The 26925-nt window shown below is 45.0% G+C and carries 22 protein-coding genes; 16 read left to right on the top strand and 6 right to left on the bottom strand.

The window, feature by feature from the left end; genetic code table 11:
- The first annotated feature begins 872 nt into the window (after positions 1-872).
- The 11 genes from ACMVP2_RS21365 (at position 873) to ACMVP2_RS21315 (ending at position 9814) form a co-directional block, all read left to right on the top strand.
- Positions 873-1319, top strand: a complete 447-nt coding sequence (locus ACMVP2_RS21365) for a hypothetical protein (RefSeq protein WP_339793510.1) — start codon at positions 873-875, stop codon at positions 1317-1319.
- A 270-nt stretch (positions 1320-1589) separates the two neighbouring features.
- The gene (locus ACMVP2_RS21360; RefSeq protein WP_416865035.1) at positions 1590-3176 is read left to right on the top strand and encodes a DUF6377 domain-containing protein; all 1587 of its coding nucleotides are present in this window, start codon (positions 1590-1592) and stop codon (positions 3174-3176) included.
- 61 nt (positions 3177-3237) lie between these two features.
- Entirely contained in the window at positions 3238-4518 is a 1281-nt protein-coding gene (locus tag ACMVP2_RS21355; protein WP_416865034.1) for an amidohydrolase family protein, read from the top strand.
- Between the two features lie 196 nt (positions 4519-4714).
- Positions 4715-5101, top strand: a complete 387-nt coding sequence (locus tag ACMVP2_RS21350) for a hypothetical protein (protein WP_416865033.1) — start codon at positions 4715-4717, stop codon at positions 5099-5101.
- Positions 5102-5110: 9 nt separating this feature from the next.
- Positions 5111-6010 carry a DUF5777 family beta-barrel protein gene (locus tag ACMVP2_RS21345; RefSeq protein ID WP_416865032.1) on the top strand — a complete coding sequence of 300 codons (900 nt, stop codon included), beginning with the start codon at positions 5111-5113 and terminating at the stop codon, positions 6008-6010.
- Positions 6007-6567, top strand: coding sequence for a YceI family protein (locus tag ACMVP2_RS21340; RefSeq protein ID WP_416865031.1), 561 nt, complete (start codon positions 6007-6009; stop codon positions 6565-6567). Before ACMVP2_RS21345 ends, ACMVP2_RS21340 begins: the two co-directional genes overlap by 4 nt.
- A 38-nt stretch (positions 6568-6605) precedes the next feature.
- Complete coding sequence (locus ACMVP2_RS21335) at positions 6606-7088, top strand: TspO/MBR family protein (protein ID WP_416865030.1); 483 nt, start codon at positions 6606-6608, stop codon at positions 7086-7088.
- Between the two features lie 34 nt (positions 7089-7122).
- The gene (locus tag ACMVP2_RS21330) at positions 7123-7491 is read left to right on the top strand and encodes a DMT family protein (RefSeq protein WP_416865029.1); all 369 of its coding nucleotides are present in this window, start codon (positions 7123-7125) and stop codon (positions 7489-7491) included.
- A gap of 158 nt (positions 7492-7649) precedes the next feature.
- On the top strand, positions 7650-8732 hold the full coding sequence (locus ACMVP2_RS21325; RefSeq protein ID WP_416865028.1) for an SGNH/GDSL hydrolase family protein: 1083 nt from the start codon (positions 7650-7652) through the stop codon (positions 8730-8732).
- Positions 8732-9226 carry a hypothetical protein gene (locus tag ACMVP2_RS21320; RefSeq protein ID WP_339793528.1) on the top strand — a complete coding sequence of 165 codons (495 nt, stop codon included), beginning with the start codon at positions 8732-8734 and terminating at the stop codon, positions 9224-9226. Before ACMVP2_RS21325 ends, ACMVP2_RS21320 begins: the two co-directional genes overlap by 1 nt.
- Positions 9227-9283: 57 nt before the next feature.
- A complete protein-coding gene (locus tag ACMVP2_RS21315; protein ID WP_416865027.1) occupies positions 9284-9814 on the top strand; it encodes a hypothetical protein in 531 nt (176 codons plus the stop codon).
- 12 nt (positions 9815-9826) lie between these two features.
- On the opposite strand, the gene ACMVP2_RS21310 is transcribed toward ACMVP2_RS21315, so the two are convergent.
- The gene (locus ACMVP2_RS21310; RefSeq protein WP_416865026.1) at positions 9827-10861 is read right to left on the bottom strand and encodes an endonuclease/exonuclease/phosphatase family protein; all 1035 of its coding nucleotides are present in this window, start codon (positions 10859-10861) and stop codon (positions 9827-9829) included.
- Between the two features lie 122 nt (positions 10862-10983).
- Here ACMVP2_RS21310 and ACMVP2_RS21305 point away from each other — a divergent pair, with 122 nt between their 5' ends.
- The gene (locus ACMVP2_RS21305) at positions 10984-11583 is read left to right on the top strand and encodes a hypothetical protein (protein ID WP_416865025.1); all 600 of its coding nucleotides are present in this window, start codon (positions 10984-10986) and stop codon (positions 11581-11583) included.
- Positions 11584-11736: 153 nt separating this feature from the next.
- On the opposite strand, the gene ACMVP2_RS21300 is transcribed toward ACMVP2_RS21305, so the two are convergent.
- From ACMVP2_RS21300 to ACMVP2_RS21285, 4 genes are all read right to left on the bottom strand, one after another.
- Positions 11737-12645 carry a DUF4340 domain-containing protein gene (locus ACMVP2_RS21300; RefSeq protein WP_416865024.1) on the bottom strand — a complete coding sequence of 303 codons (909 nt, stop codon included), beginning with the start codon at positions 12643-12645 and terminating at the stop codon, positions 11737-11739.
- Between the two features lie 47 nt (positions 12646-12692).
- Positions 12693-14210 (bottom strand): GldG family protein, encoded by a 1518-nt coding sequence (locus ACMVP2_RS21295; protein ID WP_416865023.1) that lies wholly within the window; start codon positions 14208-14210, stop codon positions 12693-12695.
- Between the two features lie 12 nt (positions 14211-14222).
- Positions 14223-14948, bottom strand: coding sequence for an ABC transporter permease (locus ACMVP2_RS21290; RefSeq protein ID WP_339791710.1), 726 nt, complete (start codon positions 14946-14948; stop codon positions 14223-14225).
- A gap of 103 nt (positions 14949-15051) precedes the next feature.
- Positions 15052-15975 (bottom strand): ATP-binding cassette domain-containing protein, encoded by a 924-nt coding sequence (locus ACMVP2_RS21285; RefSeq protein WP_416865022.1) that lies wholly within the window; start codon positions 15973-15975, stop codon positions 15052-15054.
- A 334-nt stretch (positions 15976-16309) separates the two neighbouring features.
- Between ACMVP2_RS21285 and ACMVP2_RS21280 the strand changes: the two genes are divergently transcribed.
- Both ACMVP2_RS21280 and ACMVP2_RS21275 read left to right on the top strand, forming a co-directional pair.
- Positions 16310-18229 carry a PAS domain S-box protein gene (locus ACMVP2_RS21280; RefSeq protein ID WP_416865021.1) on the top strand — a complete coding sequence of 640 codons (1920 nt, stop codon included), beginning with the start codon at positions 16310-16312 and terminating at the stop codon, positions 18227-18229.
- Between the two features lie 480 nt (positions 18230-18709).
- On the top strand, positions 18710-24325 hold the full coding sequence (locus ACMVP2_RS21275) for a PAS domain S-box protein (protein WP_416865020.1): 5616 nt from the start codon (positions 18710-18712) through the stop codon (positions 24323-24325).
- A gap of 76 nt (positions 24326-24401) precedes the next feature.
- Here the strand turns inward: ACMVP2_RS21275 and ACMVP2_RS21270 are convergent, their stop codons facing one another.
- On the bottom strand, positions 24402-24548 hold the full coding sequence (locus ACMVP2_RS21270) for a hypothetical protein (protein ID WP_416865019.1): 147 nt from the start codon (positions 24546-24548) through the stop codon (positions 24402-24404).
- A gap of 57 nt (positions 24549-24605) precedes the next feature.
- Between ACMVP2_RS21270 and ACMVP2_RS21265 the strand changes: the two genes are divergently transcribed.
- Together ACMVP2_RS21265 and ACMVP2_RS21260 are read left to right on the top strand one after the other, a co-directional pair.
- Positions 24606-25037 (top strand): response regulator, encoded by a 432-nt coding sequence (locus tag ACMVP2_RS21265; RefSeq protein ID WP_416865018.1) that lies wholly within the window; start codon positions 24606-24608, stop codon positions 25035-25037.
- A gap of 15 nt (positions 25038-25052) precedes the next feature.
- On the top strand, positions 25053-26924 hold the full coding sequence (locus ACMVP2_RS21260) for a PAS domain S-box protein (RefSeq protein WP_416865017.1): 1872 nt from the start codon (positions 25053-25055) through the stop codon (positions 26922-26924).
- The last annotated feature ends 1 nt before the right edge of the window (position 26925 follow it).

Here is a 26925-nt window from a genome sequence, read left to right as displayed (position 1 = left end):
TTCGTTTTTTTAAAACTTTCATTTTCAGGATCGGGCTTTCACCCAATCCTGTGGGTATACCGCCCTTTCAGGGCTTGGATACGGATGCATCAGAGCCCTGAAAGGGCGGTATATTCTTGCGAAGGGTGGCGGCCCTTCGTAAAATAAAAATATAAAAAACTAACGGCCAACAGCTATTATCATCAGGATTAGGTTTCGCCCAATCCTGTGGGTATACCGCCCTTTCAGGGCTTGGATACGGATGCATCAGAGCCCTGAAAGGGCGGTATATTCTTGCAAAGGGTGGCGGCCCTTCGTAAAATAAAAATATAAAAAACTAACGGCTAACAGCTATTATCATCAGGATTGGGCTTTCACCCAATCCTGTGGGTATACCGCCCTTTCAGGGCTTGGATACGGATGCATCAGAGCCCTGAAGGGGCGGTATATTCTTGCGAAGGGTGACAGCCCTTCGCAAAGAGAAAAACATGTACAGCTTCTCAACTACATCGATAGCCTTGAGCTCCACCTCAGAAACTCATCGACAATCTTAACGAGCAACCATTGCCGGAGGCTAAAAGCAGAACACTGCTAAACTCTCCTCCCACGTTGCCCCCTCTGCATACATCCTCCCAAACCTTCACTTACTTCGCTATATTTAATCTATACACGACCCCAGTAAAAAATATATTATTTCACTCATAATCAACACTTTAAAACATTGAAATGCTAAATATTTCTATATTCCTCAATCACTTTTTCCTCTTTCCCTCCTGCTTCGGTAATTTCATAATGCTCAAGGGTGTGCAGTAGATTTCAATACGTTGAGTCATCGAAGCTCACTGACTCCTTTGACTTTACTGCCCACTCCAGCACCGGTAAACTGATACATTATGATACAACCCTACTCAAACAGCAGAACAATGAAGTTCGAAGGTGACAGCAAAAGCAGCGACCTTCTCATAGGAAATTTTGGCGACGTAGAATTCATCGCTAACGGTCAGTTTGATTTGGCTGGCATGATTTACAACCCAAAGGGTGCTGTCGAATTTGATATAGCAGGCACTGGTGCCGTTTCATTTAACGGCATCTGCCGGAAACTCACAGTAAAAAACGCATCCGGCAATTGCCGCCTGGACTTCAGTAAGCTCAATTGCAAGGAAGTGAAGTTCATCTCGGTAGAAGGAGGCTCTCAGGTAATTATAGGGGCAACCAGGTTCATCAGCGAAGCAATTTTAAAAGATGATGCCATTCTCCAGTGTTCAGACAAAACGATATTGATTAATTATACTGTTTCCGATAAATCTCAAATAGAAAGAATGCCGAAAATGGCCAGCTAGGCCACAAAACATTTTTCTGTTGCTTCGTCGCAACGGCCAATTACAAAGTATCATTCCGCATCATTTCGGGAAAGCACCCGAGAGGTTTGTAGGGTTGACCGGGGGTTTTATGTCTCCGGTCTTTTTTTGTGCTGAAAAAAGCTTAAAATGAGTTAATTTTCTAAAGGAGGAGAAATATCTTGTCAGGAGCTGGTGTTGTTATGGCCTTAACCCCAAAACAAGCACTCACCGATCGGGAAATTCAACCGCCTTTTATGCCGGGTTAACTCAATGAAAAAGTACCTCTTAATTGCCCTTTTAGTTCCATATTTTGCTTTCCCTCAAGAGGTTACTCTTTTGAATACCGATAGTATTTTAACAGTGCTTGAGGTAGAAATTGCGGAAAAGGAAACCTACATACAAAAGAAGTTAGCCACCTTAGATGCGTATAAGTCCTCTCTCAGTAAATCAACCAGCCTCACAGATAAGTACAATGCATGCTGGCACATAGTGGATCAATACAAGTCGTTTCAATACGATTCCGCATTTTTTTATTCACTCAAGCTCTCTGACCTCGCCCATCAAATCGGATCTTTTGAATGTATTCAAACCGCTCGCATCAAAACAGCTTTTGTGCTGGAGTCGGGCGGACTGCTGAAGGAGGCTGCCGACACCCTGGAGGCGGTAGACCTCACCAACGTTCCCGATAGCATCCGAAGTGAGTTCTATTCCGTCACCACAAGGCTCTACGATTTTATGGCCTACTTCGTAAAGGATTTTTATTACGCCAAAATCTACCAGCAAAGAAGCAGAGACTATATGAACAGGGAATTGGCGCTTCATTCGCAGTCCTCCCTTCGCTCTCATTTTATTCGCATCCAGATCAGTCAGGCGGACGGCGACTTCGAAGAAACAGAAAGAGTCTACCTCTCAATGGTCAAAAATTTTAAGTTGACTCACCATCAGTTAGCCATGAGATCGTATGATATGGGAGTTGTCTTTGATGAAAAATTCCCGGAAAAAGCCATTTACTACAAAGCGCTGTCTGCCATAAATGACATAAGAGGTGCTGTAAAGGAGAACGTCTCTATGCGGGAACTTGCAGAAAGCCTTTTCAGGAAGGGCGACTTGCGTCGGTCATCCCTGTTTATCAAGCAAGCCCTTGATGATGCCAACTTCTACTCTTCCCGGCTTCGAAAAGTGGAAGTGTCAGACATACTTCCAATTATCGAGGGAAAGCAGTACCAGGAGTTGGAAAGCCGAAACACAAGGGTCATCAAATACTCCTACATTATCACACTGTTGGTGATTGTGCTGGGGCTTTTCTTGTTTATCATTTTCAGACAGCTCAGCAAACTCCGGATATCAAAGCGGAACCTCGACGCTGCCAACGAGTCACTTTTCAATACCAATCACAAACTGGAAGAATCCAACAAAATCAAAGAGGCCTATATTGGACAGTTTTTCAACCTGATTTCGGAGCACCTGTTCAAAACTGAAAAACTGGTGACATCCATCAATCGAAAACTGAGTCAACGAAAGTTTGACGACCTCTCAGAAATCACCGACAACATTAATTCCTTCAAAGAGCGGGAGCTGCTTTACAAGAATTTCGATGATATGTTTCTCAACCTCTTTCCTGATTTTATTGAGAAGCTGAATGGCCTGCTGAAAAAAGATGAGCAGTTGGATTCGAATATGAAGTTACTCACACCTGAAATCCGCATATACGCTCTTATGCGACTAGGGATCAATGACAATAATCAGATAGCCAGGCTATTGAACTACTCGATCAATACCATTTACACGTACAAAACACGACTTAAAAACAAGGCTATCGACCCCGAAACTTTTGAAGAATCCATCATAGAGATATAGCACCATCAGCAGAATAGGCCAGCCTGCTGTGGTCGGCTCCGAAATTCATTACCTTTATTATATGAAAACTCGTCACTGCCTTATTCTTGCTCTCATGGGCTTTATTTCCTGCTCAGCGCCGCAGCAAACCGATAACAAAGTTTACACAGCCTTCACTGGAGCCACCATTATTGATGGAACTGGCGCCGCTCCTATCCAAAATGGTGTGCTGCTGGTGGCAGATGGCCGCATTGTGACGATGGGGACAGAGAATGAGGTGACTTTGCCCGACAACACCACAGTGAAAGACCTTTCGGGCAAGACCATCATCCCGGGTCTTATCAATGCACATGGCCACGTTGGTGATGTAAAAGGTATTGAAGGAGGACACTATTCAAAGCAAAATGTGATCGACAACCTGAGCCTTTTTGCCAGATATGGCGTCACCACGGTGGTTAGTCTTGGGGCTGATAAAGAAGAAGCAGTATCACTCCGGGCAGTCACAGATACGACGGCCAGGCAAAGAGCCCGTTTTTACATGGCAGGCGAGGTGATTTCCGGCAATACGCCAGCGGAGGCTGTTGCCGTAGTTGATCAAAATGATGACATGGGGGTAGACTTTATGAAAATCAGGGTGGACGACAACCTGGGCAGCAGCACTAAAATGTCAGAAGATATCTACAAGGCTGTGATCAACCGCTCTCATGAGCTTGGCTATAAAATAGCCACTCATATGTACTACCTCGACGACGCCAAAAAACTATTGGCAGCTGGCTCCGACTTCCTCGCTCACAGTGTCCGTGATCTCCCGGTGGACGATGAGCTTATCGGCCTGCTCAAAGAAAACGAAGTTTGCTACTGCCCAACACTAACCAGGGAGCTTTCAACCTATGTTTATGAGGACACGACTTTCTTCTTTTCAGACCCTTTCTTTCAGAAAGAGTTTAGTGAGGCTACGGTTCAGCCGCTGCTTGACCCGGCCAGACAACAGCAGATCAAAAACAGCAAAAGCGCCCAAACCTACAAGCAACAGTTACCAACTGCCATGGCCAACTTGAAAACGCTTTCCGACAACGGCGTCACCATTGCCTTTGGCACCGACAGTGGCATCCCTACCCGCTTTATGGGCTACTTCGAACACCTGGAAATGGCTATGATGGCTGATGCCGGGCTAAGCCCAATGCAGGTCATTGTGTCTGCCACCAGCGACGCTGCTAAGTGCCTCGATCTCAAAGATGTTGGCCAGCTTGTGCCTAGCTACTGGGCAGATTTTGTGGCGCTGGACGCCAATCCACTGGAAGATATTAAGAACAGCAAGAGTATTTCAGGTGTTTGGATTGGAGGAGAGGAAGTGAAAGATTAGCTGGCCCTTGGTAGCAAGCATTTTCTATAGACGAAAACAGTAGCTCTTACCCTAAACATCTACCAGCTTAAAAAAGTGGTAGCTACCCCGAAGCCACCATTTCCATATTTACTTCGTATCTCATATAAGTAAGTCGTATGAATGTTACTTATTTGTAAATAAACCGTCAGCCAACCCTTCAACCAAAAAGCGTTATATGCAAAAACTGTTTTTACCAGTGCTTCTTTGTATTGCCCTGGCCTCGTGCAAGTGGGACAATGAACAAGACCTCTATCCCGAGGAAACAGGAGGTGGCACCAACTGCGATGGATCAACGGCAATTACTTATTCGGCTTCCATCCAACCGATACTTTCAGCACGTTGTCTCTCTTGCCACTCGGCAAGTGCATCCTCAAATCTAGGCGGGGGAGTCAGGCTTGATTCCTATCAAAATGTGAAAGTAAGAGCCGACAATGGCAGTCTGCTGGGCACCATCAAGCACCAATCCGGTTACCCCCAAATGCCTCGGGGGAGCAGCAAGCTTTCCGCCTGCCAAATCAGCCTGATAGAGCAATGGATTGCAGAAGGAACCCTCAATAATTAACACCGAACCATGAAGAGACTTTCAATTTTTATCCTTTTGGTTGCCTTTGCCATTGCACCATCACTTGCACAAGACCTGGATGACTTGCTCAACTCGATAGAGAGCGAAACCATCGACTATACCACGGCCACTTTCAAATCCTCCAGGGTCATCAACCTTCATTCACCCGAAAGAGTAGCCCCCGGAGCCATGGAATTCAGGATCTCGCATCGTTTTGGCCCACTCAATGGGGGTGCCTACAACCTGTGGGGCCTCGACCAGTCGTCGGTTCGGTTTGGTTTCGACTTTGGACTGACCAAATGGCTCATGGTTGGCGTGGGGCGGTCAACCTACGAGAAGACTTACGATGGCTTTGTGAAGGCAGCCATCCTCCGCCAGTCGACGGGCAAAAAAGTAATGCCCCTTAGCGCCGTTTGGGTCAGCAATATGTCGGTAAATGGTTTGAAGTGGGAGTTTCCCGACCGCACCAATTACTTTAGCTCACGCATCGCCTTTGTGCATCAGCTTGTGCTGGCCCGCAAATTCAGCGACAGGTTCTCATTTGAGGTCGTGCCTACCTGGGTGCACTTCAATCTGGTAGAGGGTACCACCGACGTAAATGATATACCTGCTGTCGGCTTTGGGGGAAGGATCAAACTCTCCCGCAGAACGGCCTTAAATGGTGAATACATTCTGAGGGTCGCCGATAAAAAAGCCCCTAACGTAGCCAACTACAACGACTCCTTCTCTATCGGTTTCGACATCGAAACAGGTGGCCACGTCTTCCAACTGCACCTCACCAACTCTTTGGCTATGATGGAAAAAGGATTCATTGCCGAAAACACCGACGCATGGGGCAATGGTGGCATACATTTTGGGTTTAATGTCACGAGAGAGTTTACACTGTCCAAGAAATCGAGAATGGAATGAAAAAGACACCGAAATTAACCTTTGTAGTGCTCCTCGCTCTTTTCGTATATGCAGGAACTGCCAGAGCTCAGATTTATATGCTGGAAAGCTCCAACGTCCGCTTCTTCTCCGACGCATTGATAGAAGACATCACAGCGACCACTACTTCAGCTCAGGGCTTGGTCAATGTAGCCGACAAAACCTTTTCCTTCAGGGTGCCCATCAAAACGTTCGAGTTTGCCAAAGACCTGATGAAAGAGCACTTCAACGAAAATTATATGGAGAGTGAAAAGCATCCCTATGGCACTTTCAAAGGATCGATCGTTGGCAATTCTAATTTTACCAAAAATGGCGTTTATGAAGTGACCGCCAAGGGCGTACTAGACATACATGGTGTGCCGCAAGAAAGATCATTACCAGCAAAACTCTTCGTAGAAGGAAGCGTCGTTCGTCTTGAGTCAGTTTTCATGGTCAAATTAGTGGATCATGACATCGAAATTCCTCAGATCGTGTTTCAAAATATAGCCGAGGAAATTGAAGTGACCATTAAATCGGACCTGGTACCTTACAAAAAATAGATTACCAAACTTATTGGCCAATTGAGGGTTATAACAAGATGGCTAGTAACAAAACAATTATTATCAGGGTCGCAGTTTCAGTGATAGTTTGTTTGGCGGTAGGCGGACTGTCTGGTATTGCAACCTCATCATCGGTATCTACCTGGTACACTACCTTAAACAAGCCGCCTTTTAATCCGCCCAACTGGTTGTTTGCCCCTGTGTGGACGCTGCTTTACGCAATGATGGGAGTGGCCGCAGGTATTGTTTGGTCCAGGGCAAAAGAGTCGATCGGAGTAAAACTGGCATTGGGTCTGTTCGTGGGGCAGTTGGTGCTAAACAGCCTCTGGTCTGTCCTGTTTTTTGGTCTGAGAAACCCTACTGCTGCACTAGTTGAAATTGTGGTGCTATGGGTTGCCATCCTGCTTTCTATCAATCGGTTTTACCTCATTAGTAAAGCTGCTGCATGGCTACTGGTTCCCTATCTTATTTGGGTTTCGTTTGCAGCCTTGCTAAATGCATCCATCGTTATATTGAATTAGCCCTTTCAGTATATTTACCGCTTAATCTTCACGTATGAAAGCGGTTTACACCATCCTTCTGCTCATTACTTCCAACGTATTCATGACACTTGCCTGGTATGGCCACCTCAAATTCAAGGAACTGAAGTGGTTCGAAAGCCTCGGCTTGGTTGCTATTGTACTTATTAGCTGGGGCATCGCCTTGTTTGAGTACATGTTTCAGGTACCTGCCAACCGCATCGGCTTCCGGGAGAACGGAGGCCCTTTTTCGCTCATGCAGCTCAAAGTCATTCAGGAGGTGATCACACTTATTGTGTTTACGGTCTTTACCTTGCTTGTTTTCAAAACAGAGGCGCTTCGGTGGAACCACCTGGCCGGGTTTGCCTGCCTGGTAGCAGCAGTATATTTTTTGTTTAAGAAATAGCCCAGGATGGAAACGCTTTGCTTATGGCAAAATCGATTATTTTATCTGCCAATATTTTTAGAAGTTTATACTGGCATTTTAGTGACATGCCATGGGTAAATATATGGGCTTGGAAGCAATGCCCTCCCTGTCTTCTTCATTGAGTTAAAAAGCATGCGATGAAAAACCACCTAGTCCTACCTCTCCTGTTGATAATTTCTATGTTAGCGGGTTGCTCTCAGCTGGAAAAACTTAAGATAGAGGCCGACAATCAGCAAATCAACTACACTGGCCGAATCGATTTTGGAAACCCCAAGGCACCTGTTTTATTCTGGTCGGGCTCGGAGGCAACATTGACTATTAACGGCACGGGCCTGAGAGTTGAACTTGCAGACGAGGGAGGTGATAACTACTTTAATATTGTCATCGACAAAGACAGTATCAGGTATATCAGGCTAGACAGCGCAACAAAGTGGTATACGCTTGCCAAAGACCTGGAAGAGGGAGAACACACTATTTCGCTCATAAAAAGAAATGAATGGGACAAGGGAAGTACCACCATTCACGGGTTTGAAGTTACAGGCGAGTTGCTACCGACTCCTGAAAATTCAAGAACGATTGAGTTCATTGGCAACTCCATCACTGCTGGCTACGCCATCGAAGATCTCACAGGTGGTGATTCGCCCGACAGCGTTTACACAAACAATTACCCTACCTACGGAGCCATAACGGCACGGAATTTCAATGCTGACTATGTTTGCACCTGCCGCAGCGGCATTGGTGTCATGATCAGCTGGGATCCAACCATCATCATGCCTGAGGTTTTTCCCCGGCTCAATCCGAGGGACTCCGCTAGCAGATGGGACTTTTCCCACATAACGCCCGACCTTGTTGTGGTGAACCTCTTCCAAAATGACTCCTGGCTAGTCAATATGCCCGAGCAGCCGTCGTTTAGTCTCCGGCTGGGAGAAGCCGCACCAGGCGAAGAGGAAATCATCGCCTCTTATCAGGAGTTTATCAGCATGGTCAGAAATGTGTACCCCGACACCCCGATTATCTGTGCGCTGGGCAGCATGGATGCAACCAAAGAGGGCTCAGCATGGCCTGGCTATGTGCAGGAGGCTGTGGATGGTTTGGGTGACTCGTTGATCTATACTCATTTCTTTCCCTTCATCGAAAAGGGAGGGCACCCCAGGGTGGCTGACAACAAAAAGATGGCAGGAAGTCTGACCTCATTTATAAGAGAAAAACTTAAATGGTAATGGATGTAAAGCGAGACACTTTCAAAGTCATTTGGATGAAAATGATTCTCCTGATGGCGCCGTTGGTGATCGTAGCGATGAGCTTTATGGTATCACTGGCAAAAGACTATACTTCCACTGGCATGACACTTGCCATTCTTTTCGTTATACTATTGGGCAACTATCAGGTTTTCACGTCACTCTATCCGATTTTGGCGAAAATCACTCTTGACGAGGAAAAGGTTACCATAAAGTATCCGTTCTGGGGCAAAGAGAAAGCGTTCAACTACAGTCAACTGAAAGGATTCAAAAAGCAAGTAGTTCCGTTAAACTTCCTGGCTAAGTTCGGTCTTTTGCTTTACACAGAAGATAGAAGAGTCGTTGAATTGTCGCCACTTTTCATCACCAACATACCGGAAATAGAGGATTTCCTTCAAACGAAAACCAACAACCTCGGCAAAGAGCCATTTCGGCTGTTCAAGACAGTCTGGGATCGGCTATTTTGGAGGTATTGACTTGATTCTTTCCAACTAAGTCCGCCATTGTGATGTCTTTAATAAAAAAACAGACTTATGCGTGCTTTTAGTGTGTTAGTAATTCTCTATGTTTTCATGTTCTCTGGGTGCGGACAAGAAGAAGGCATCAATCCAGCAGAAGAGAGCCTTGACTTCTTCGTTGATGCCAAACTCACTGGTGAGTTCCCCTATGCATTCTCAGGTGACAACGTCGTTTTCCATCGTCATTACGTCAGAGAAGACGACAAATCTATTGCTGACGATGAATACTCGGAAGATTTCTTCGTCGAGTTGGAAAATCCGGGAGAAAGCTTTGAATACACTGGTGACGAGCTAAAGAATTTGAAAACGCTCTTTCTTTACTATTGCTACTGCGGGTACACGTCGGATGTTGCTTTGAAAGAGGGTTCCATCAAAGGGACAAAAAAATCCGCACGAAAATATGAATTGGACGTAGACGTGACTTATGAGTACTACCACATCGATCAAGCCTCCAAAGACACTATTGATACCTACACAAGGCAGGTGAAATACAAGGGCGTGCATCAGCAGGATGCAGTACCATCTGGCATGAGTGGTGCCAACTAGACATTATGGCTTTCAGTTTTCGTCGGCTTTTGCTGCCGCCACCGTCTGTCTAGCCTCCTTTTTATCTTCTTTACTGGCCACCGGGGCAGCCTCGTTATCGGGTGCGTGCAAAGGTATGCTCAGTTGAATCAAAATAGGAAAATGATCCGAACCGAAGGCTGGTGGTCGCTGAATCTTGTCAACAGTGAAATGGCGGGATACGAACACATGATCTAAAGGCCAGCGAAAGAGAGAGTATTTGGCATGAAAGGTGTTGAAAAAGCCCCGCCCTACCCTGGGATCAAGCAAGCCCCCGATGCGCTGAAACAGACGTGACGTATGCGACCAGGCAACATCATTCAGATCACCCGTAATAATCACCGGCAGCGGACAATCCTTTGCCATTCTGCCCACCAAAACCAATTCCGCATCCCTGGGCGTCGACAGGTCCTTTTCAGTCGGGCTTGGCGGTTCCGGATGAACGATAAATAGCTTTACTTCCTGGCCTCCCTCAAGATCAAGCGTCATTTCAATAGATGGTACCTCTTCGCTTATATGGTGTTTAATATCTGCATCCTTAAACGCCACATTGCTATAAAAACAGATACCATACGTATTGTCCAGCGGAAGAAGGATGTGCTGTTTATAAAGAGACTCTAGCTCCTTCAGCCCATTTTTCCATTTCTCGTCGGTTTCGAGCGTAACAACAATATCAGGCCGATAATTTTTAACCAAACTAACAAGCCCCTCATAGTTGGAGTTATACATTAATACATTGGCCTCCAGCACCGAAATCGATGTTGACGGAATAGCGGGGTCGGTATCTTGCACCTGTTTGCTACTTGCTGGCGTATACGGATAAATGATCGCCAGCTGGTAAAAAACGGTAATTAAGCCAACCGCCCCAATGCTCACGTCTATCCAGTTTCCGTAGTTCGTCAGAACAAGATGGCCAGTCAAAAAAACCAAATTCAAGACAGTTAGCTGAACGTGCGGAAAATCGAAAATGCGAAAATACCAGTCATCCCGCCTCACCAATTGAAAGCTGGTGAAAAGTGAAGTTATCATCAATAGCGCCGAAAAGGCTATCTTTAGTATATTCAATGAATTGGATACTTACCGTTTTACCCTCCTAAACTATCAAGATATTCCTTACCCCCAACAATCTATTGTCGATATCAAGCTCCTTTATGGAGATAACGCTGAAGATTACTGCCATTGGTGCAGCCATATTGTTGACTGTGATCATTTTGGTGCAATTTTATGGCAGTAGCTTCCTTGCTGAAAAATTAAACACTCATTTTGCTCAGCTAACAGAGCATAACTACGCTATTGAATACCAAAGCCTCAAAGCATCTATTTTACCGCCTGGAGTTACGATTCAGAGATTAACAATATCTCCGAGAGACTCCCTTCAACCTCAGCCGTTCCTCATCAAGGACAATTTACTGACCCCCAGTATTTTAGCCGCTCAAATTTCTGTCCAAGGGATGTCTTTAATTGGTCTCATTTTCAAAAATGAAATTGTCGTCGGCCAACTTACGCTGGACTCGCTTGTCATTAGAGCAACTCTTGTCAACGGAAGAGACAGCAGTGAAGTCATTCGACTAAATGGGAGTGGCGAAGGCGCAGATATGAAGGTTGAGATCAAGCAACTAGGCCTTCTTTCAAACGAGTTTTTTCTATTTGAGGCAGTCAGTGATTCTTTTTCAAAGGAAATTAGCCATGGCACCATCAGCACAGAACTTCAAAACCTATCTCCACACCATATTCACGAGCAAAAAGGATAGGCAAAATGGAAGCCCCAATAGTAGGGGAAATATCGGCTAGCCGGGAAATGGAAAAATCCATCTTTGCTTTTTGGTGGCATTCCCTCCTTTCAGGTATTAAACAGTGCATCAACCCGTTCGAAAAGCCAGAGTAGCGACAGGCTGGTCCCGGCCCTACTCTTCCTTACTCAAAAAATACGTCGACCCTTTGAATATTTTGTCCTTCAAGCTGGCATCCTTAAAGTACTCTTCTGCATTGAAGTCAGAATGCACCACCAACTCACCATTGGGCAGGTAGCCCTCCACTTTAAGCGGATTACCACTTTTAACAAGGTAAGTCACGCTAAACAGCGGGCTTCCAACTGGGTTAAAATCATCAGCAAAGTTTCTATTGGACAGGTAGGCAATGCCCTGCAGGTATTTGGCGGTGTTGGCTGAGTCGGCAGGTTGACCGCCCAACAACCATTTGCCATCTGTTTTACTGAGCGTGAAGGCTGAATCCGGATACTCAAATGTCACCTGATAGACGCTGTCTCTGGTAAACCTGGCCAGTTGCTGGTTGCGATAAGAGGCAGAATTGGTCGAAAGACTGGCACCCATAAAGTTGGCCGCCGAGTAAACTTCCGGCTCCTCAAACAGCCTGACATAGGTACTGAACTGCCGCTGCCCTTCCATATTAAACCTCCCCACCACCAGGTCAAGTGTTTTCTCGCCTCCTTCAAAAACTTCTACCCTCGTGCCTGCACTATCGACCTGATAGTCTTTCCACTTCGACTCATCTTTGGCTACCAGCCTGCTTGGCTTGACTGACATCAGGCTATTCAAAATACCTTTAACGCTCGAAGACGTTGCGGCCACATTCTTTCCTGCTGGTGTATTCACTCTCCACTGGTTCTTCACCTTTTCCACCACGAGCTGCTCACCGTTGGCTTCGATCTGCAGTTTTGTTACGGCAGCAGTATCAATCTTCACCAGTTCCGACCTAAACGACTTACTTCTACCCCTGTCTGTTGTGAACTGAACCACAAAGTAAAGAGCGATGAGTATCCCAAGAACACCCAATAGTTTCAATGTACTTTTCATAATTCGTGTGATTTTTCCGCTTTACGAACGAATACTACTCAATGAATCTAATAATTGCCGGCTGCCCACTGTTGCCGCTTGCGGTTGTTTCTTTGCTTCCGCACAAAAGCATAGATGAGCAGCAGCAGTATTGGAAGCAGCACATTGCCATATTTTAAGAGCTCCTTTGTGCTATCCTCCAGCTGAACAAGTGGCCTGGCCGTTACTCCCTTGGTTCGAAGGTCAATCAAACCCGTGTCGTCCGACAGCCAGTCGATGGCATTGGAAGCAAAGCTCACATTGTCGGCATTGAGCTGTTGCTGTTGCCCTTGCGGCCCATTGATAATAAATTGACCATTCGACACCACCACCATTTTCGAAGATGCAGTACCACTCAGGGGCCCTTCAACAGCCATTGCCACTGGCAGCGAGCTGTTTTGAAAATCGTTCTCCGTCCACTGCCTTTGAATGTCGACAGTAGTCGGCGGACTGACCAGGCCGGAAAGCTCGGAAGTCATGAGTAGGCTGGTTGAACGAAAGGTGGTATCAGTCTTGGTAAAGTTAATCGTGCTGGCAAAAGGCAGAAAGACCGATTCAAGTCCTTTGGATGCAGGATGGTCGGAGAAGTTTTTAATGATGGGAAAGTAAGGAAAGGCAATTTGCCGGTTCATTGTAAACTGGCCCATTTGCTGCCGTACCGAAACCGGCGCATTCTCCGCATCCACCACGAACTCCCTTCCCATTTGAATGCCCAGCCTTGAAAGCCAGCTGCTTACGCCTATGTCGTTAGCAGTCGACAAATACGCCTGGCTTAAGTCACCGTTCAGGTTGCTGTAGGCAACGAACATGGTACCACCATTGGCCAGGTACTTATCGAGCTTGGCAAAATCTGCCTGCGGAATGGTATCCTTTGGATTGATCCATGCCAGCGATCTGTAGTACTGAGGTACGGCGGCCGAATCAGAAAGACCAAAAGGCTCGATCTCATAGAGCACCGACAGCTGTTGGTATAGCTCAATCATTTCCTCCAAAGGCACCTCTCCATGCCCCTGTATCAAACCAATCTTAGGTTTGTCCGCTATGGCTATTTTTTTAATAGCCGTAGTAAGGGCATATTCCATGGCCGCTCCCGGCTGTATCAAAGGAATGATCTCCTTGCGGTCGCCCATCTGAATGATGGCTCCGAGGTAAGCCCTCATTTGCTTCATCTGATCCTTTTCCCGCACATTTACCATTACCGGGTTCACACCGGCTTGTTGCGCTTCCTGCTCCTTCTGCTCATTTTCGTTTGGGTTCAAAAATTCGTAGACCAGATAGCCGTCCGACCTGTTCTCGTATTCCAGTAGCAAATCTTCAAAGTCCTGACGGGTGCTCACAAGCTGCGTGGGCAAGTCTTCCGAAAAATAGGCTTTCACCGTGACCACCTCAGGCAAATCTTCCAATATATCTTTAGTGGCCGTGCTGAGTGTGTATCGCTGGTCTTCGGTAAAATCACCTCTGAAGTACAGTTTACTAGACAGTAAGTTGACTACCACAAGAATGCCAGTCACTATAGCCAATTGAATAATTACGTTTCTTCCCTTCATGTCAGTAGTTGTTTAAGATTGCCAATTGCGACGTGAAAGCATTGCCTGGGATAGCAATAAAGAGATAGCTATAAGGGAGCCAAAGTAGATCAAATCACGAGAATCGATTACTCCTCTGCTCATAGAATCGAAATGGGTTTGCATGCTCAGGTAATAGAATATTCCACCTGCAGCACCTCTAAAACTGGACCCAAGCACATCGAATAAGATCTGAAAGAAAATTCCAATAAAAAGTGCCATAAGGAAAGCTACAATCTGATTACTTGTGGTGCTGCTGGCAAATAGCCCGATACCGATATAGGCTGCCGACAGCAAAATGAGTCCGAGGTAGCCTCCGATAATGCCGCCGTGATCTACATTACCTAGTTGCGACACAGTTATGTAGTAAGGCAGCGTGCACAGCAGGGCGATAGCCACCAGCAAAAGGCAGCCGAGAAATTTACCTACAACAATTTGGAAATCGGACACGGCCTTGGTCGAAAGGAGCTCAATGGTTCCACTTTTATTTTCCTCTGCCAGGGTTCTCATGGTGATGGCCGGGATAAAGAAGAATAGGGTCCAGAACGAAATTCCGAAGAAAACTTGCAAGCTGGCCTGGTTGATCATAAATATATTGCTTCCGAAAAGCCAGGTAAAAAACCCGCTCATTCCCAGAAAAATAATGATCATTACATAAGCGATCAAAGAATCGAAATAGGAGGCCAACTCTCTTCTGGCAATGATCCAAATCTTGTTCATATCAGTCGTTGTCGGTTATTATTAAAACGATATTCGGTTTCAAAGGTATAATGTCATATTGTGTTTGCCGGGCTTGCCGCAATTCAATGTTAATGCAGCCAAATCAGTTGGTCAGCTCTCTGAACACGTCTTCCAATTTGGTTTCGTGACCTGTCATTTCCAATAAGTACCATTTTTTCGATACACACAGGTCAAACACCTCTTTTCTGGACGAAACTTCCGGTTTGCTACGAACCGAGAAGAAGCCGGCTTTACCCTCGACCGGCTCCACAGTTTCTACTGATGCCAGCCCAAGCAGCGCCTTTTTCACATCAGCATCAGCCGCTTCAATTTTAACAGTCAGCAGCTCTTTGCCTTCGGCCTGGCTTCTCAATGTGTCGGAGGTGCCGTCTGCCACAATCCTGCCCCTGTTAATAATCAGAATGCGGTCGCAGGTGGCCTCTACTTCCGAAAGGATATGAGAGCTAAGGATCACCGTTTTCTCCTTACCCAGCTTTTTGATCAGCTTTCTGATCTCTATAATTTGGTTGGGGTCGAGGCCGGTGGTTGGCTCATCCAGTATCAAAATCTCCGGGTCGTGAATCATGGCCTGTGCAAGCCCTACTCTTTGGCGGTACCCTTTGGAGAGCTCACTTATTTTCTTGTGACGCTCCCTTTCCAGGCCGCACATGTCTATCATTTCGCTTATTCTGGAGGGTATTTCTGCTTTGCTCACTCCCTGTATTTCGGCGCAAAACCGCAGGTAGTCTACAATCGCCATGTCGGTGTAAAGCGGATTGTTTTCAGGCAAATAACCTATCTTCTTCTTTATATCCTCCTGCTCATTAAGGATGCTCAACTCGTCTAGCCTGACATCGCCACTCGTGGGTGCCATGTAGCAGGTTATCATCTTCATGGTGGTGCTTTTTCCAGCTCCGTTTGGCCCCAGAAAACCAACTACCTCACCGGTATTAATTTTGAAGGAGATATCATTAACTGCCTTCTGCTCTCCATATTTCTTGGTCAGGTTCTCGACAACTATTGACATGATTTTTCTGTCTTAAAAAAAACAATTAAGAAGTTTTCAACAACTACCAGTTTATGTGTACAATTCCGAAGAATTCCCGGAAACGGTGGCAATTTTATAAAAGCCTAAAGTTTTTGTCAAGTTTAGTTGAAATGCTAATTGTTAAAAAATATTAAAAAAATTTGGCGCAACTAAACGACCCATCGCTGATATTGCGTTGTTAATTCAGACGACAGCGGGAGCTAAAGATCGGCCCGCTCTCCTTTTCGCTAGCTATTATTTAATAAGTTATTGACTACAATAGTTGACTTTAGTGCATTTCACTAAAGCAGCCTTTTTTGTAAATTCAGCTTGCATGAAAAGAAACAGGGGAACCGCCACCGATGCCGGTAAAAGCACAGAACCTAATGAAAGCATCAAGACTTCCATATCCAATGCCTATCACGGCGTAGCGTTGATAGACAAGAACTATGCAATTCAGAAGTTTAACCCCCGCTTTGAGAGCTGCTTTGCTCACATTACGGGTACGGCACCAAGGAGGGGACTTTCAGTTATCAGTTCGCTGTTTGCAAAAGATCAGGAAACGACTTGCTCTCTTTTTGAGCAGGCCTTTAACGAACAGGAGGTAATAAGTGGCGTAAGTATCAAAGACACCTACTATAGCTTCCGCCTCGAACCAGCGCTCGATAGAAAGGGAAACTTAATTGGTGCCTTCCTTTATTTAATATTTGAAAACGATGCTGACGACAGTGAGCCCGCAAAGTTTCAAATGAACTTCCAGGCCCTTCTGGAGGCCAGTGGAGACGCTGTCATTGTCCTTTCTCCCGAAGGCAAACCAATTTATGTGTCTCCGTCTGTCGAAAATATTCTGGGCTATACACCAGAAGAGACGATGCTACTTGACATGTATTCAAGCCTTCATCCGGACGACGTGCTTGGCAATCAAAAAGTGATGGAAAAAGCGATCCTTAACCCGGGCATTCCGATAAAAGGACATCGCTCAAGGATTATTCACAAAGATGGTAGCTATCATGTTTATGATTCCACTGTCGTCAATCTGATCAACGACCCTTCCATTGGAGGTATTGTGGACAATATTAAAGAGGTTACTGAATCTGCCTCTCCCGGTGAATCAGATGCACAATTCGCTAACCTCTACCTGAATGCCGTTGAGGACTCGAAAATAGGTGTTTGGGAAATTGACATTGTATCTGGCAAATCGGTAAGAAATCGAATCCATGACCAAATTTTTGGGTATACTGAGCAGCTTACTCAGTGGGATTTACCGACTTTGCTTCAACACATCCACGCAGAAGATCGGTCGGCTGCGAACGAAATTTTTACCATCGCCAAAGTAGAAGGCAGCTTTGATTTTGAAGTGCGGGCGGTTTGGCCCGACAAGTCTGTTCATTGGATTGCGATGAAAGGAACCTATGTGAAGGGCTCACAAAGCCAGACAGAAAGGTTTAGCGGGTCAGTAGTTGACATTACCGAACGTCGAACCACTTTTCACGCACTGTTAAATAGCGAGAGTCGCCTAAAAGGCATTACAGATCACATGTCGGAAGGGCTGATAGTGGCTGACAAGACAGGTAGGCTACTCTACTGGAACGCAGCAGCCGTCAAAATGCACGATTTCATGTCTTTGCAAAGCCCTCCCAAAAATTTTACTGAACTGTTAAAACACTTCAAATTTGAGCAATTAAATGGTCGACCTCTTCCGATCAGCAAGTGGCCTTTAACCAGGCTTTTGAATAATGAAAAAGTAGATGGCGTTGATGTCAGAATAAAAAGCATCAAAAAAAACTGGGTCAAAGTGCTTAGGTACAATGGCGGCTCATTTGCTGACAATCATGGCAGCCTGGTTTACTTCCTCACGATCAGTGACAAAACGGAAATAAGCAATATCAAAAAGCACTTGCGTGACAGTGAAGAAAGGTTTTTAGACGCCTTCCATGCAAGTCCCGTGGCACTGTGCATCACAAGCAGCAAAGACGCCATCTGTCTCGAAATCAACAAGAGTGCGGAAGAATTGCTTGGCTACAGTTACGAAGAATACACAGGCAAGCCAATTCTAACACTCAATGGTGTGCCCCTGGGCGAAATGAAAAAAATATTTAGCCGAAACAGCAAGCACTCAAAGTCCTGGGAAAGCAAACTCTCGATCAGTACAAAACGAGGACAAAAAAGACTGATACTTTTCTCGGTTGAACAGGTTACGCTCAACGGTGAGGAATGCAGGTTGACAGTTTTTGTGGATACTACTGGCAGGTGAAAGTATTTCATATCAGGACTCACCTGCCAAATAATGCCCGCAACTGCGTCATCCTTTATATAAAAAATTTGTTCCTCTTACCTCTATGCCTGCCTATATTGGCCTGATGTGTGATGGGAAAGAAAATACCCGTTGAGCCTCAACGGGGACTACTCTCCACGGATTCTTGCTTTTTCTTCGTTTGAACAAATTCTTCAGTCCTACGTCGAAATTATAACTGAGGACTGCAAAACACATTGCAGACTCCACGACATCTGGGATAAAGATGGCTCCTATTTTAAATTTAGCTCAAAATTTTCCAGAATGGCAACATTCCCAGGCCTGACGATAACTTACGCCTTGCGGAATTTTCATTTCACCCAAATAAGTAGTAAACTATACTACTCGATTCCAGGGTGGCCCAATCGGTCGATTGCTACATTTATTTTGACGAGGGAAAAGTTTTGAAACAAAACAGGACTGGAGACACTTTCAATCAGCATGAAAAAACAAAGCAATCCGATTATTGAGGAAGGGTTAAAGCAAAAGGTAGATTTTTTGATGGCTAATACCGATGAAAATCTAATGATGGTCAACAACTCAGCGCTCATCTGCGCCTACAGCAAAGCGGCCAGCGTATTTTTCAGGGACCACTGGGGTGTCAAGCTTTCTTCCGGGATATTGGCTTTAGACGTCGCTCCGTTTACTCAGTTTCCCGCTTTCAAGCAAGCACTTGACGAAGCACTAAAAGGTAATAAACAGGAAATTGATGTAGAGCCAGGCTCAAGCAGCTCTCTGGACATAGCTCTGCACATTAAATATTGGCCAGCCTTTGATGATTCAAATGAGATCGCTGGCGTGTTCATCAGTTTGGGTATTACACAATCCGGAGCCGACACCACTTATCTCGCTGATAACGTCTACCAAATCACAATTGACAGCTCTCCTATACCGATGTTTCTTGGCAACCCCGACGGCTCCCTTCTATATGCCAACAAGGCTGCTTCCGAAACGTTCGGCTATTCTAGTGACGAGTTTCACCACTTAAACAGACTTGATATCCTTGATACCAGCGATCCCCGGCTGTCAGCTTTCATTCAGACGAGAGATGTCAAGGGCCGCTTGTTTGGAGAATTGACAGGCATTCGAAAAAATGGTGAGCGCTTCCCTTGCGAAGTATCCTCTGCATTATTCACCCTGCCTTCTGGAGAGCTCAAGTCAAGCAATACTATTATTGACATTTCTGAAAGAAAAAAGTTAGAAAATGAAATGTCGCTCTTGGTCAATAATACCGACGAAAGCTTCGTGCTGCTCAATACACAGCTGGAAATCGTCAACTTCAACAAGCAATTCAAAGACCGGTACTTGCAGCTCTTGGGTCGGGAGGTTAAAAAGGGAGATAATATCCTGGATTATTCCCCTCCAGGAAGGCGAGCCATTGTAGGAGAAATCTATAGGAAAGTGCTGGCGGGAGCTACTGAATCGTCAGAGTATTCATTGCCTATCTCCAACGACTCTTCCCGACACTTTGCAGTCCGCTACAAGCCAGCCCTAGATGACAAAAATGTCATTTTTGGTGTATTTGTAACAATTTCAGATATCACCAAATCAAAGCAGGCACAAGAGCAGATGCTGGCTCACGAATACAAATACAAGGTGCTGATAGAAAACAACTCAGATGCTGTGGTGATCTTGAACCCAGAAGATACCAAGCCCAAATTTGTCTCAGAATCAATTACACGAATACTTGGCTACACCGTGGAAGAGGCCATGCAACTGGACGTTTTCGGTCTTATGCACCCTGACGATATTGACGGTGCCATGAAAGCGGTGGAAGATTGTCTGAAAAACCCTGGAAAAATAAGTCCCGCATACGTCTCACGACTTAGGCACAAAGATGGCTCCTGGCGCTGGTGCGATGGCAGTCTGGCCAATTTTGTTGATGACCCGGCGATTGGAGGCATTATTGATAATTTCCGGGACGTCACTGACAAGGTAAAAGCTGAGCAGGAATTAAAAGAGACAACCTACTTTCTGGAAAAGGCACAGGAGGTAGGCAATGTGGGGCACTGGATATCTGACCTGAATATTGACGACGGTAAACTTGTTTGGAGCAAACAAACCTTCAGAATATTTGGCATCAAAGACGAGGACTTTGATGGTAAAACGGGAAGCTTTTTCAAGCTGGTGCATCCCGACGACCTGAAGCAAGTCAAAGAAGTAACAAAATTGGCTTACAAGGGCAATACGCCGTACAATATCCAACATCGGGTATTTGCCCGGGATGGCTCAATCAGATGGGTAGAGCAGCAGGCCGAGGTGACCAGAGACGAAAAGGGCAAGCCTCTTTTAATGATCGGGGTTGTTCGTGATATCACAGAGCAGGTCGAAAGAGACAAGGAGCTGACCCAACGCACGGAGTTTATTGAAGCAGCGATCAATCACCTGCCGATAGGCGTGTTGGTGACCAGCATGTCCGACGGAAAAGCTGTCCTAAAAAATAACAATTTCCATGCCATATATGGCTGGCCTGCTCATGAGCTTGATGACATGCCTTCCTTCCTGGAAAAAATTTATCCTAATGCCGCGTACCGTAAAAAAATTCTAGACCAAGTTAGAGAAGATCTTCAAAGTGGAGACCAGGAAAGAATGGATTGGGAGGGCCTGGAAATAACAACCAAGGATGGTGAAAAGAGGGTCACCAATGTCAAATCCATTCCACTACCTGACCAAAGCCTGATGATATCTACGGTGATGGATGTCACCAGTGAGAAGGTTGCACAGAAGGCATTGTTACAATCTGAAGAAAAATATCGCTCGCTTTTCCATAATAGTCCATTACCACAGTGGATTTTCGACTTAAAGACACTCAAATTCCTGGAGGTGAACCAGGCAGCCATCGACCACTACGGTTACACCAGAGAGGAGTTTGTGCAAATGAAAATCACCCAGCTAAAGCTGAAAGCTGAGCTCCATCGAATGAAAAGAATGACGGCTGTTGCTGATAAAAGCAAAAAAATAGATTTTGGCGAGTGGACTCACTTCAAGAAAAATGGTGATACAATTATCACAGAAATCACCGGGCACTACGTCAATTATCAGGGCAGCGAGGCGATGATGATCATAGCCAACGACATTACCGCATCTATTAAAATTCAAGAAGAATTGCGTGAAAGCAACGAACGGTTTTTGTTCGCAGCAAGGGCCACCTCGGATGCTATTTGGGATTGGAATTTGGTTGAAGAAACGGTAAGGTGGGGAGAAGGATTCGAAACCATTTTTGGCTACGATTTGAAGACGCTGAAAACAGATGTGAGCTCCTGGACAGACCACATCCACCCTGAAGACCTGGAAGCCGTGACTAAAAGCATATACGAAGTGATAGGAAGTGGCGAAACAAACTGGGAAAAAGAATACCGCTACCTCAGAGCAGACGATTCTTTCGCATTTGTTGCTGATAGAGGTTTCGTGATACGGGATGACAAGGGCAACGCCATTCGGATGGTGGGTGCCATGCACGATGTTACACAACAAAAAGAGGAAGAGAACAGGCTCAAGTTACTAGAGTCGGTCATTACCACTACAAATGACGCCGTAATTATCACTGAAACAACAAAAACATCAGGTATAGGCAGAAAAATCATCTACGTCAATGAAGCCTTTACCAAAATGACTGGCTACACTGCTGATGACGTGAAAGGCAAGTCGCCGAAAATATTACAAGGGCCAAAGTCCGACCAACTAGAACTCAAAAGACTAGACCTCGCTATCAAAAACTCTGAGTCCTGCACTATTTCCACAATTAACTACAAGAAAAACGGCGAGGAATATTGGGTAAGCGTGAGCCTTAGTCCGGTAGCAGACAACAAAGGAATAATTACACACTGGATTGCTATCGAGAGAGACATTTCCGAAGCAAAAAGAAGCCAACAACGGCTGCAGGAGGCTAATCGAAAGGTATCCAATACGCTGGAGAGTATCCAGGACGGTTTCTTCTCCCTGAACACAAATTGGAGGATAACCTATTGGAATAAAGAAGCAGAGAAAATACTCAACAAAAAGCGGGAGGAGATAGTAGGCAATAATTTTTGGGAAGTGTTTCCTGAGACCAAGTCAATGAAGTTTTTCAATGACAGCCACACAGCTATGAAAAAAAGCATTTCCATTCGGTTTGAGGAATATTTCTCCCCCCTTCAAATTTGGCTTGAGGGTAGCGCTTTCCCCTCCGAGGACGGATTAACTATCTATTTCAAGGACATTACGGATCGCAAAAAAGCTGAAATTGACCTCCTTAAATTTAAAAATGTAATAAAAAATTCAAGAGATGGCGTTGGCATACTCGATAACCACGGCAACACCATTTACCTGAACCCTGCCTTCAGTGAAATCCTCGGTTACACTGTCGAATCTTTGGAAAAGGGCATTGGACCTCGTTCCACCTACAGTGACAAAAAACTGGCGGAAGAAGTATTCGGGACTCTTCTGGCAGGCAACTACTGGAAGGGCGATGTTCAACTGATCAATGCCAAGGGGGAAATTCTCGATTTCTATCTCAGTGCTGGCCCAATCGTTGACGATCAGGGTCATTTAATTGCCATTTACGGCATTCATACGGATATCAGCGGTCGGAAAAAAGCTGAAAAAGCGCTACAGGACGCTTATTTCGAGAAAAACACAATCCTTGAAAGCATAGGAGATGGATTCTTTACAATAGACAAAAACTGGATTGTGACATATTGGAACAATCAGGCAGAGAAGCTACTTGGCTTGCCAAGAAACATTATTTTGGATCAAAATATATGGGAAATTTTCGTCGATAATATTAACTCTCTTTCTTTCAAAGAATTTCATAGAGCCCTGGAGATAAATGAGGCCATTCATTTTGAAGACTACTATGGCCCTATCAATAAATGGTTCGAAATAAGTGTCTACCCCTCTTCTTTGGGCTTGTCTGTGTATTTCAAAGACATAACAGAAAAACGCTTGGCAGAGGAGCAAATAAGAGTTGCTAAAGAACGATACGATATGGTTGCCCTGGTTGCCAAAGACGCTATCTATGACTGGGACATTGTAGAAGAAAAAATACAGTGGGGAGATGGCTTTGAAAAACTTTTTGGGTACACAAAAAATGAAACTATCGATTCAGTAAATGCATTTTCCAAAATCGTTCACCCCGAAGATGAGCCGGAAGACGACAAGCGTCTGCAAAGAGTTTTATCTTCCCCTTCTGCGGCTACGTGGGAATCTGAATTCAGGCTCAGGAAAAAGGATGGCAGCTACGCCAACGTGCTTGAAAGAGGCTATATCATCCGAAATGAGCATGGGAAAGCCATCAGGATGATTGGCTCACTACAAGACATGACAGAAAGAAAACAATATGAAATAAAGCTTACCGATCTTAACCGACAGCTTCTTCAAAGGGCCGAAGAGCTAGCCGCTTCTAACCTTGAGCTCGAGCGCTTCGCCTACGTAGCTTCTCACGACTTGCAGGAGCCGTTGCGAATGATAACTAGTTTCCTCCAGCTACTCGAACGGCGATTTGGAGAGAAGCTTGATAAAAAAAGCAAAGAGTACATTTTCTACGCAGTAGATGGTGCTAATAGAATGAAGTCTCTCATACTTGATTTGCTGGAATACAGCCGGGTCAATACGCTCGACGAAGAATATACGGATGTCGACCTCAATCAGGTCGGCAAAAGTATATTGGAAACTTTTAAAACCGATATCATTGAGTTGAATGCGCAAATCAAGATTCAAAAGCTCCCGACAGTGTGGGGAAACAAGCAGCAGCTATTACGGCTCTTTCAAAACCTAATCAGCAACGCTATCAAATATCGGATGCGTGACACCGACCCAATCATAGAGATTTCTGGCTCGTCTGATAAGAATAACTGGATTTTCGCCATCAAAGACAATGGCATCGGCATCGACAAGGCCTACTTTGATAAGATATTTATCATTTTCCAGAGGCTGCACAACAAGAGTGAGTTTTCAGGAACAGGCATTGGTTTGGCTATTTGCAAAAAAATCGTTGAGAAGCACAAAGGAAATATCTGGGTCGATTCTGAAATAGGAAAAGGAAGTACCTTCCACATCAGCATTCCCAAAAAAGACTAAAACTTAAGAAAGACAACTCGGCTTACTCGCTTGCCTTTTGTCACGCCACTGCACAGCTTGCACATCAAAATAACCGTTAATACCGCCAGGAAGTGATGAACGCCGTTACCAGGACAGCACCGTTTTGTTTTTTGGCAAGGCTACTCTGCTGGTTATGGATGTATTCAAAGACAAACAACACTACACGAGAAAGCTTGCGGCTAACGACTGAGAAAAGATTCATTCTTATAATTTAATTTAAACAATAATTAATGTAGTTTAATCTGGTTAATCTTGCACTATGAATCCGATCAATATTCTACTTGTTGAAGACAATCAGGGAGACGTGGTTCTTACAAGGGAGGCTCTGGACGAAGGGCGCATTAAGAACAAAATTTTTGTGGTAAAAGACGGGCAGGAGGCTGTCAACTACTTAAGTAAAGAGGAGCCTTATTCAAATGCAGTATATCCTGATTTGATACTTCTGGACATCAATCTTCCCAAGATTGATGGGAAGGGGGTGCTGGCCTTCATCAAGTCAAACAAGCAGCTCAAGAAAATACCGGTAGTAATGCTCACCACTTCTTCTGCTGAGAATGACATTATTGACGCTTATGAGGCGCATGCCAATTGTTATATAACCAAGCCAACTGATGTGCTGAAGTTTTTTGAAGTGGTTCATGCCATAGAAAGCTTCTGGCTATCGATTGTCAAACTGCCCACGAGGGTGTAATGATTGACTGTAAACATGAAGAAAGGAACCTGGCATATCCTGATTGTTGAAGACAACCCTGGCGACTTTTATCTCATCAACGAGTACCTACAGGATATCCCCAAGAAAGTCGAAGTTACACATACCCTGACTCTTGCAGCCACCATTGAGAAGTTGGCATCAAAAACCTTTGATGCAGTCCTCCTCGATCTCACCCTGCCAGACAGCTCTGGTAAGGAGCTCATCGAAGAGGTGGTCTTAAGAGCGGGCAGCACCCCAGTGGTAATCCTTACTGGTTATGCTGACGATAAGTATGGGATTGATAGCCTTAAACTTGGAGTTCAGGATTATATAATAAAAGACGATCTAAGTGGTTCCACCCTTCACAAAAGCCTCAACTATAGCATAGAACGGATCAAAACCCAGGCTCAACTGATCGAAAGTAACAGAAGGTATGAACTAGTCACTAATGCCACTAATGATATGGTATGGGACTGGAATTTGCTCACAAACGAAACCTACAGAAGCAGAGTAGGATGGGAGAAAGTTTTTGGAGCAAAGCGTGCGCATGAGTTTGACAAACCAGGATCATTTAAAGCGAGAATTCATCCCGACGACGAGTTGCAAACTTCCCGGTTTTTGGAGGAGTTTTTCAAAGACCCCGACTCTCTGAAATTTGAGCACGAGTTCCGCATGATGCGAGATGATGGGGACTACGCCTATGTGGTTGACAGAGCCTATCTTGTCAGAGACAGTGATGGCAAGCCTATCAGACTTATTGGTGCTCTTCAGGATATCACTGAAAGAAAAAAATCAGAGTTAGATTTGGCGGAAAAGGAGAGGCGTTTTCGGCACCTGGTTCAAAGCGGCACCGATGTGATATCGATAGTTGATGCTAGGGGTATTTATACCTACCTGAGTCCTTCGGTGAAAACAATTCTCGGCTTCGAAGAAAGCTACCTGGTTGGGAAAAATGTATTTGACCTGGTGCATCCTGATGATATTCAAGGGGTGAAACTTGAGGCGAAAAGGTTGAAAGAAGAAGCTTTTATTGAGATGACACCATTCAGGTTTCCAAACGCAGCTGGCAACTGGCGGTGGTTGGAATGCAAAGCTACAAACCTGATAAATGACAAAGCAGTGCAGGGAATTGTAGTCAATTCACGGGACATAACAACCAGACTACAGCAAAGCAAAGAAAAAGAATTGCTGATTAAGGAACTTACTTATAACAATTGGGATCTCAAACAATTTTCCTTCATTACGTCGCACAATCTGCGAGCCCCCCTTTCCAACCTCATTGGTATCTTGCAATTGCTGGATACTAACGAAATAAAAAATCAGCAAACGCTCCAACTCCTTGAGGGAATCAGAGCTTCAACCTTCCAACTGGATGAAACCATCAAGGATCTTGTAAACATCCTCATCATCAAACAAAATACTCACCCCGACAAAGAATTAATTAGCTTTGTTGAGGCGTGGGAGAAGGTCACCAGGGTAGCTGGAGGGCTTATCGCAGAAACAAAGCCTGCAATTCGTTCTGATTTTACCAAGTGTAGCCGCCTCCACTTTAATCCTGCCTACCTTGAAAGCATTTTGTTGAATTTACTAACCAATGCATTGAAGTACCGCCATCCGGAACGGTCACTAAAAATTAACATCTCCACAAAGCAGGAAAAGGAATTTGTGGTGCTTACCTTTGTCGATAATGGCTTGGGCATTAATATGTCTAAGTATTCAGGCAAAATATTTGGCTTGTACCAACGCTTTCACTCCAATGCCGATGGTAAAGGAATTGGTCTGTACATAGTTCATTCTCAGGTGACTGCTCTCGGAGGAAAGATCGAAGTAGAAAGTTTTGAAAACAAAGGAACCACCTTCAGGGTTTACTTTAAAAAGACCATCTAAT

The organism is Imperialibacter sp. (genome assembly GCF_048007035.1).
Lineage (GTDB): Bacteria > Bacteroidota > Bacteroidia > Cytophagales > Cyclobacteriaceae > Imperialibacter.
The sequence above is the reverse complement of the archived record's forward strand: the minus strand, read 5'-3'. Positions and strand labels throughout refer to the sequence as shown.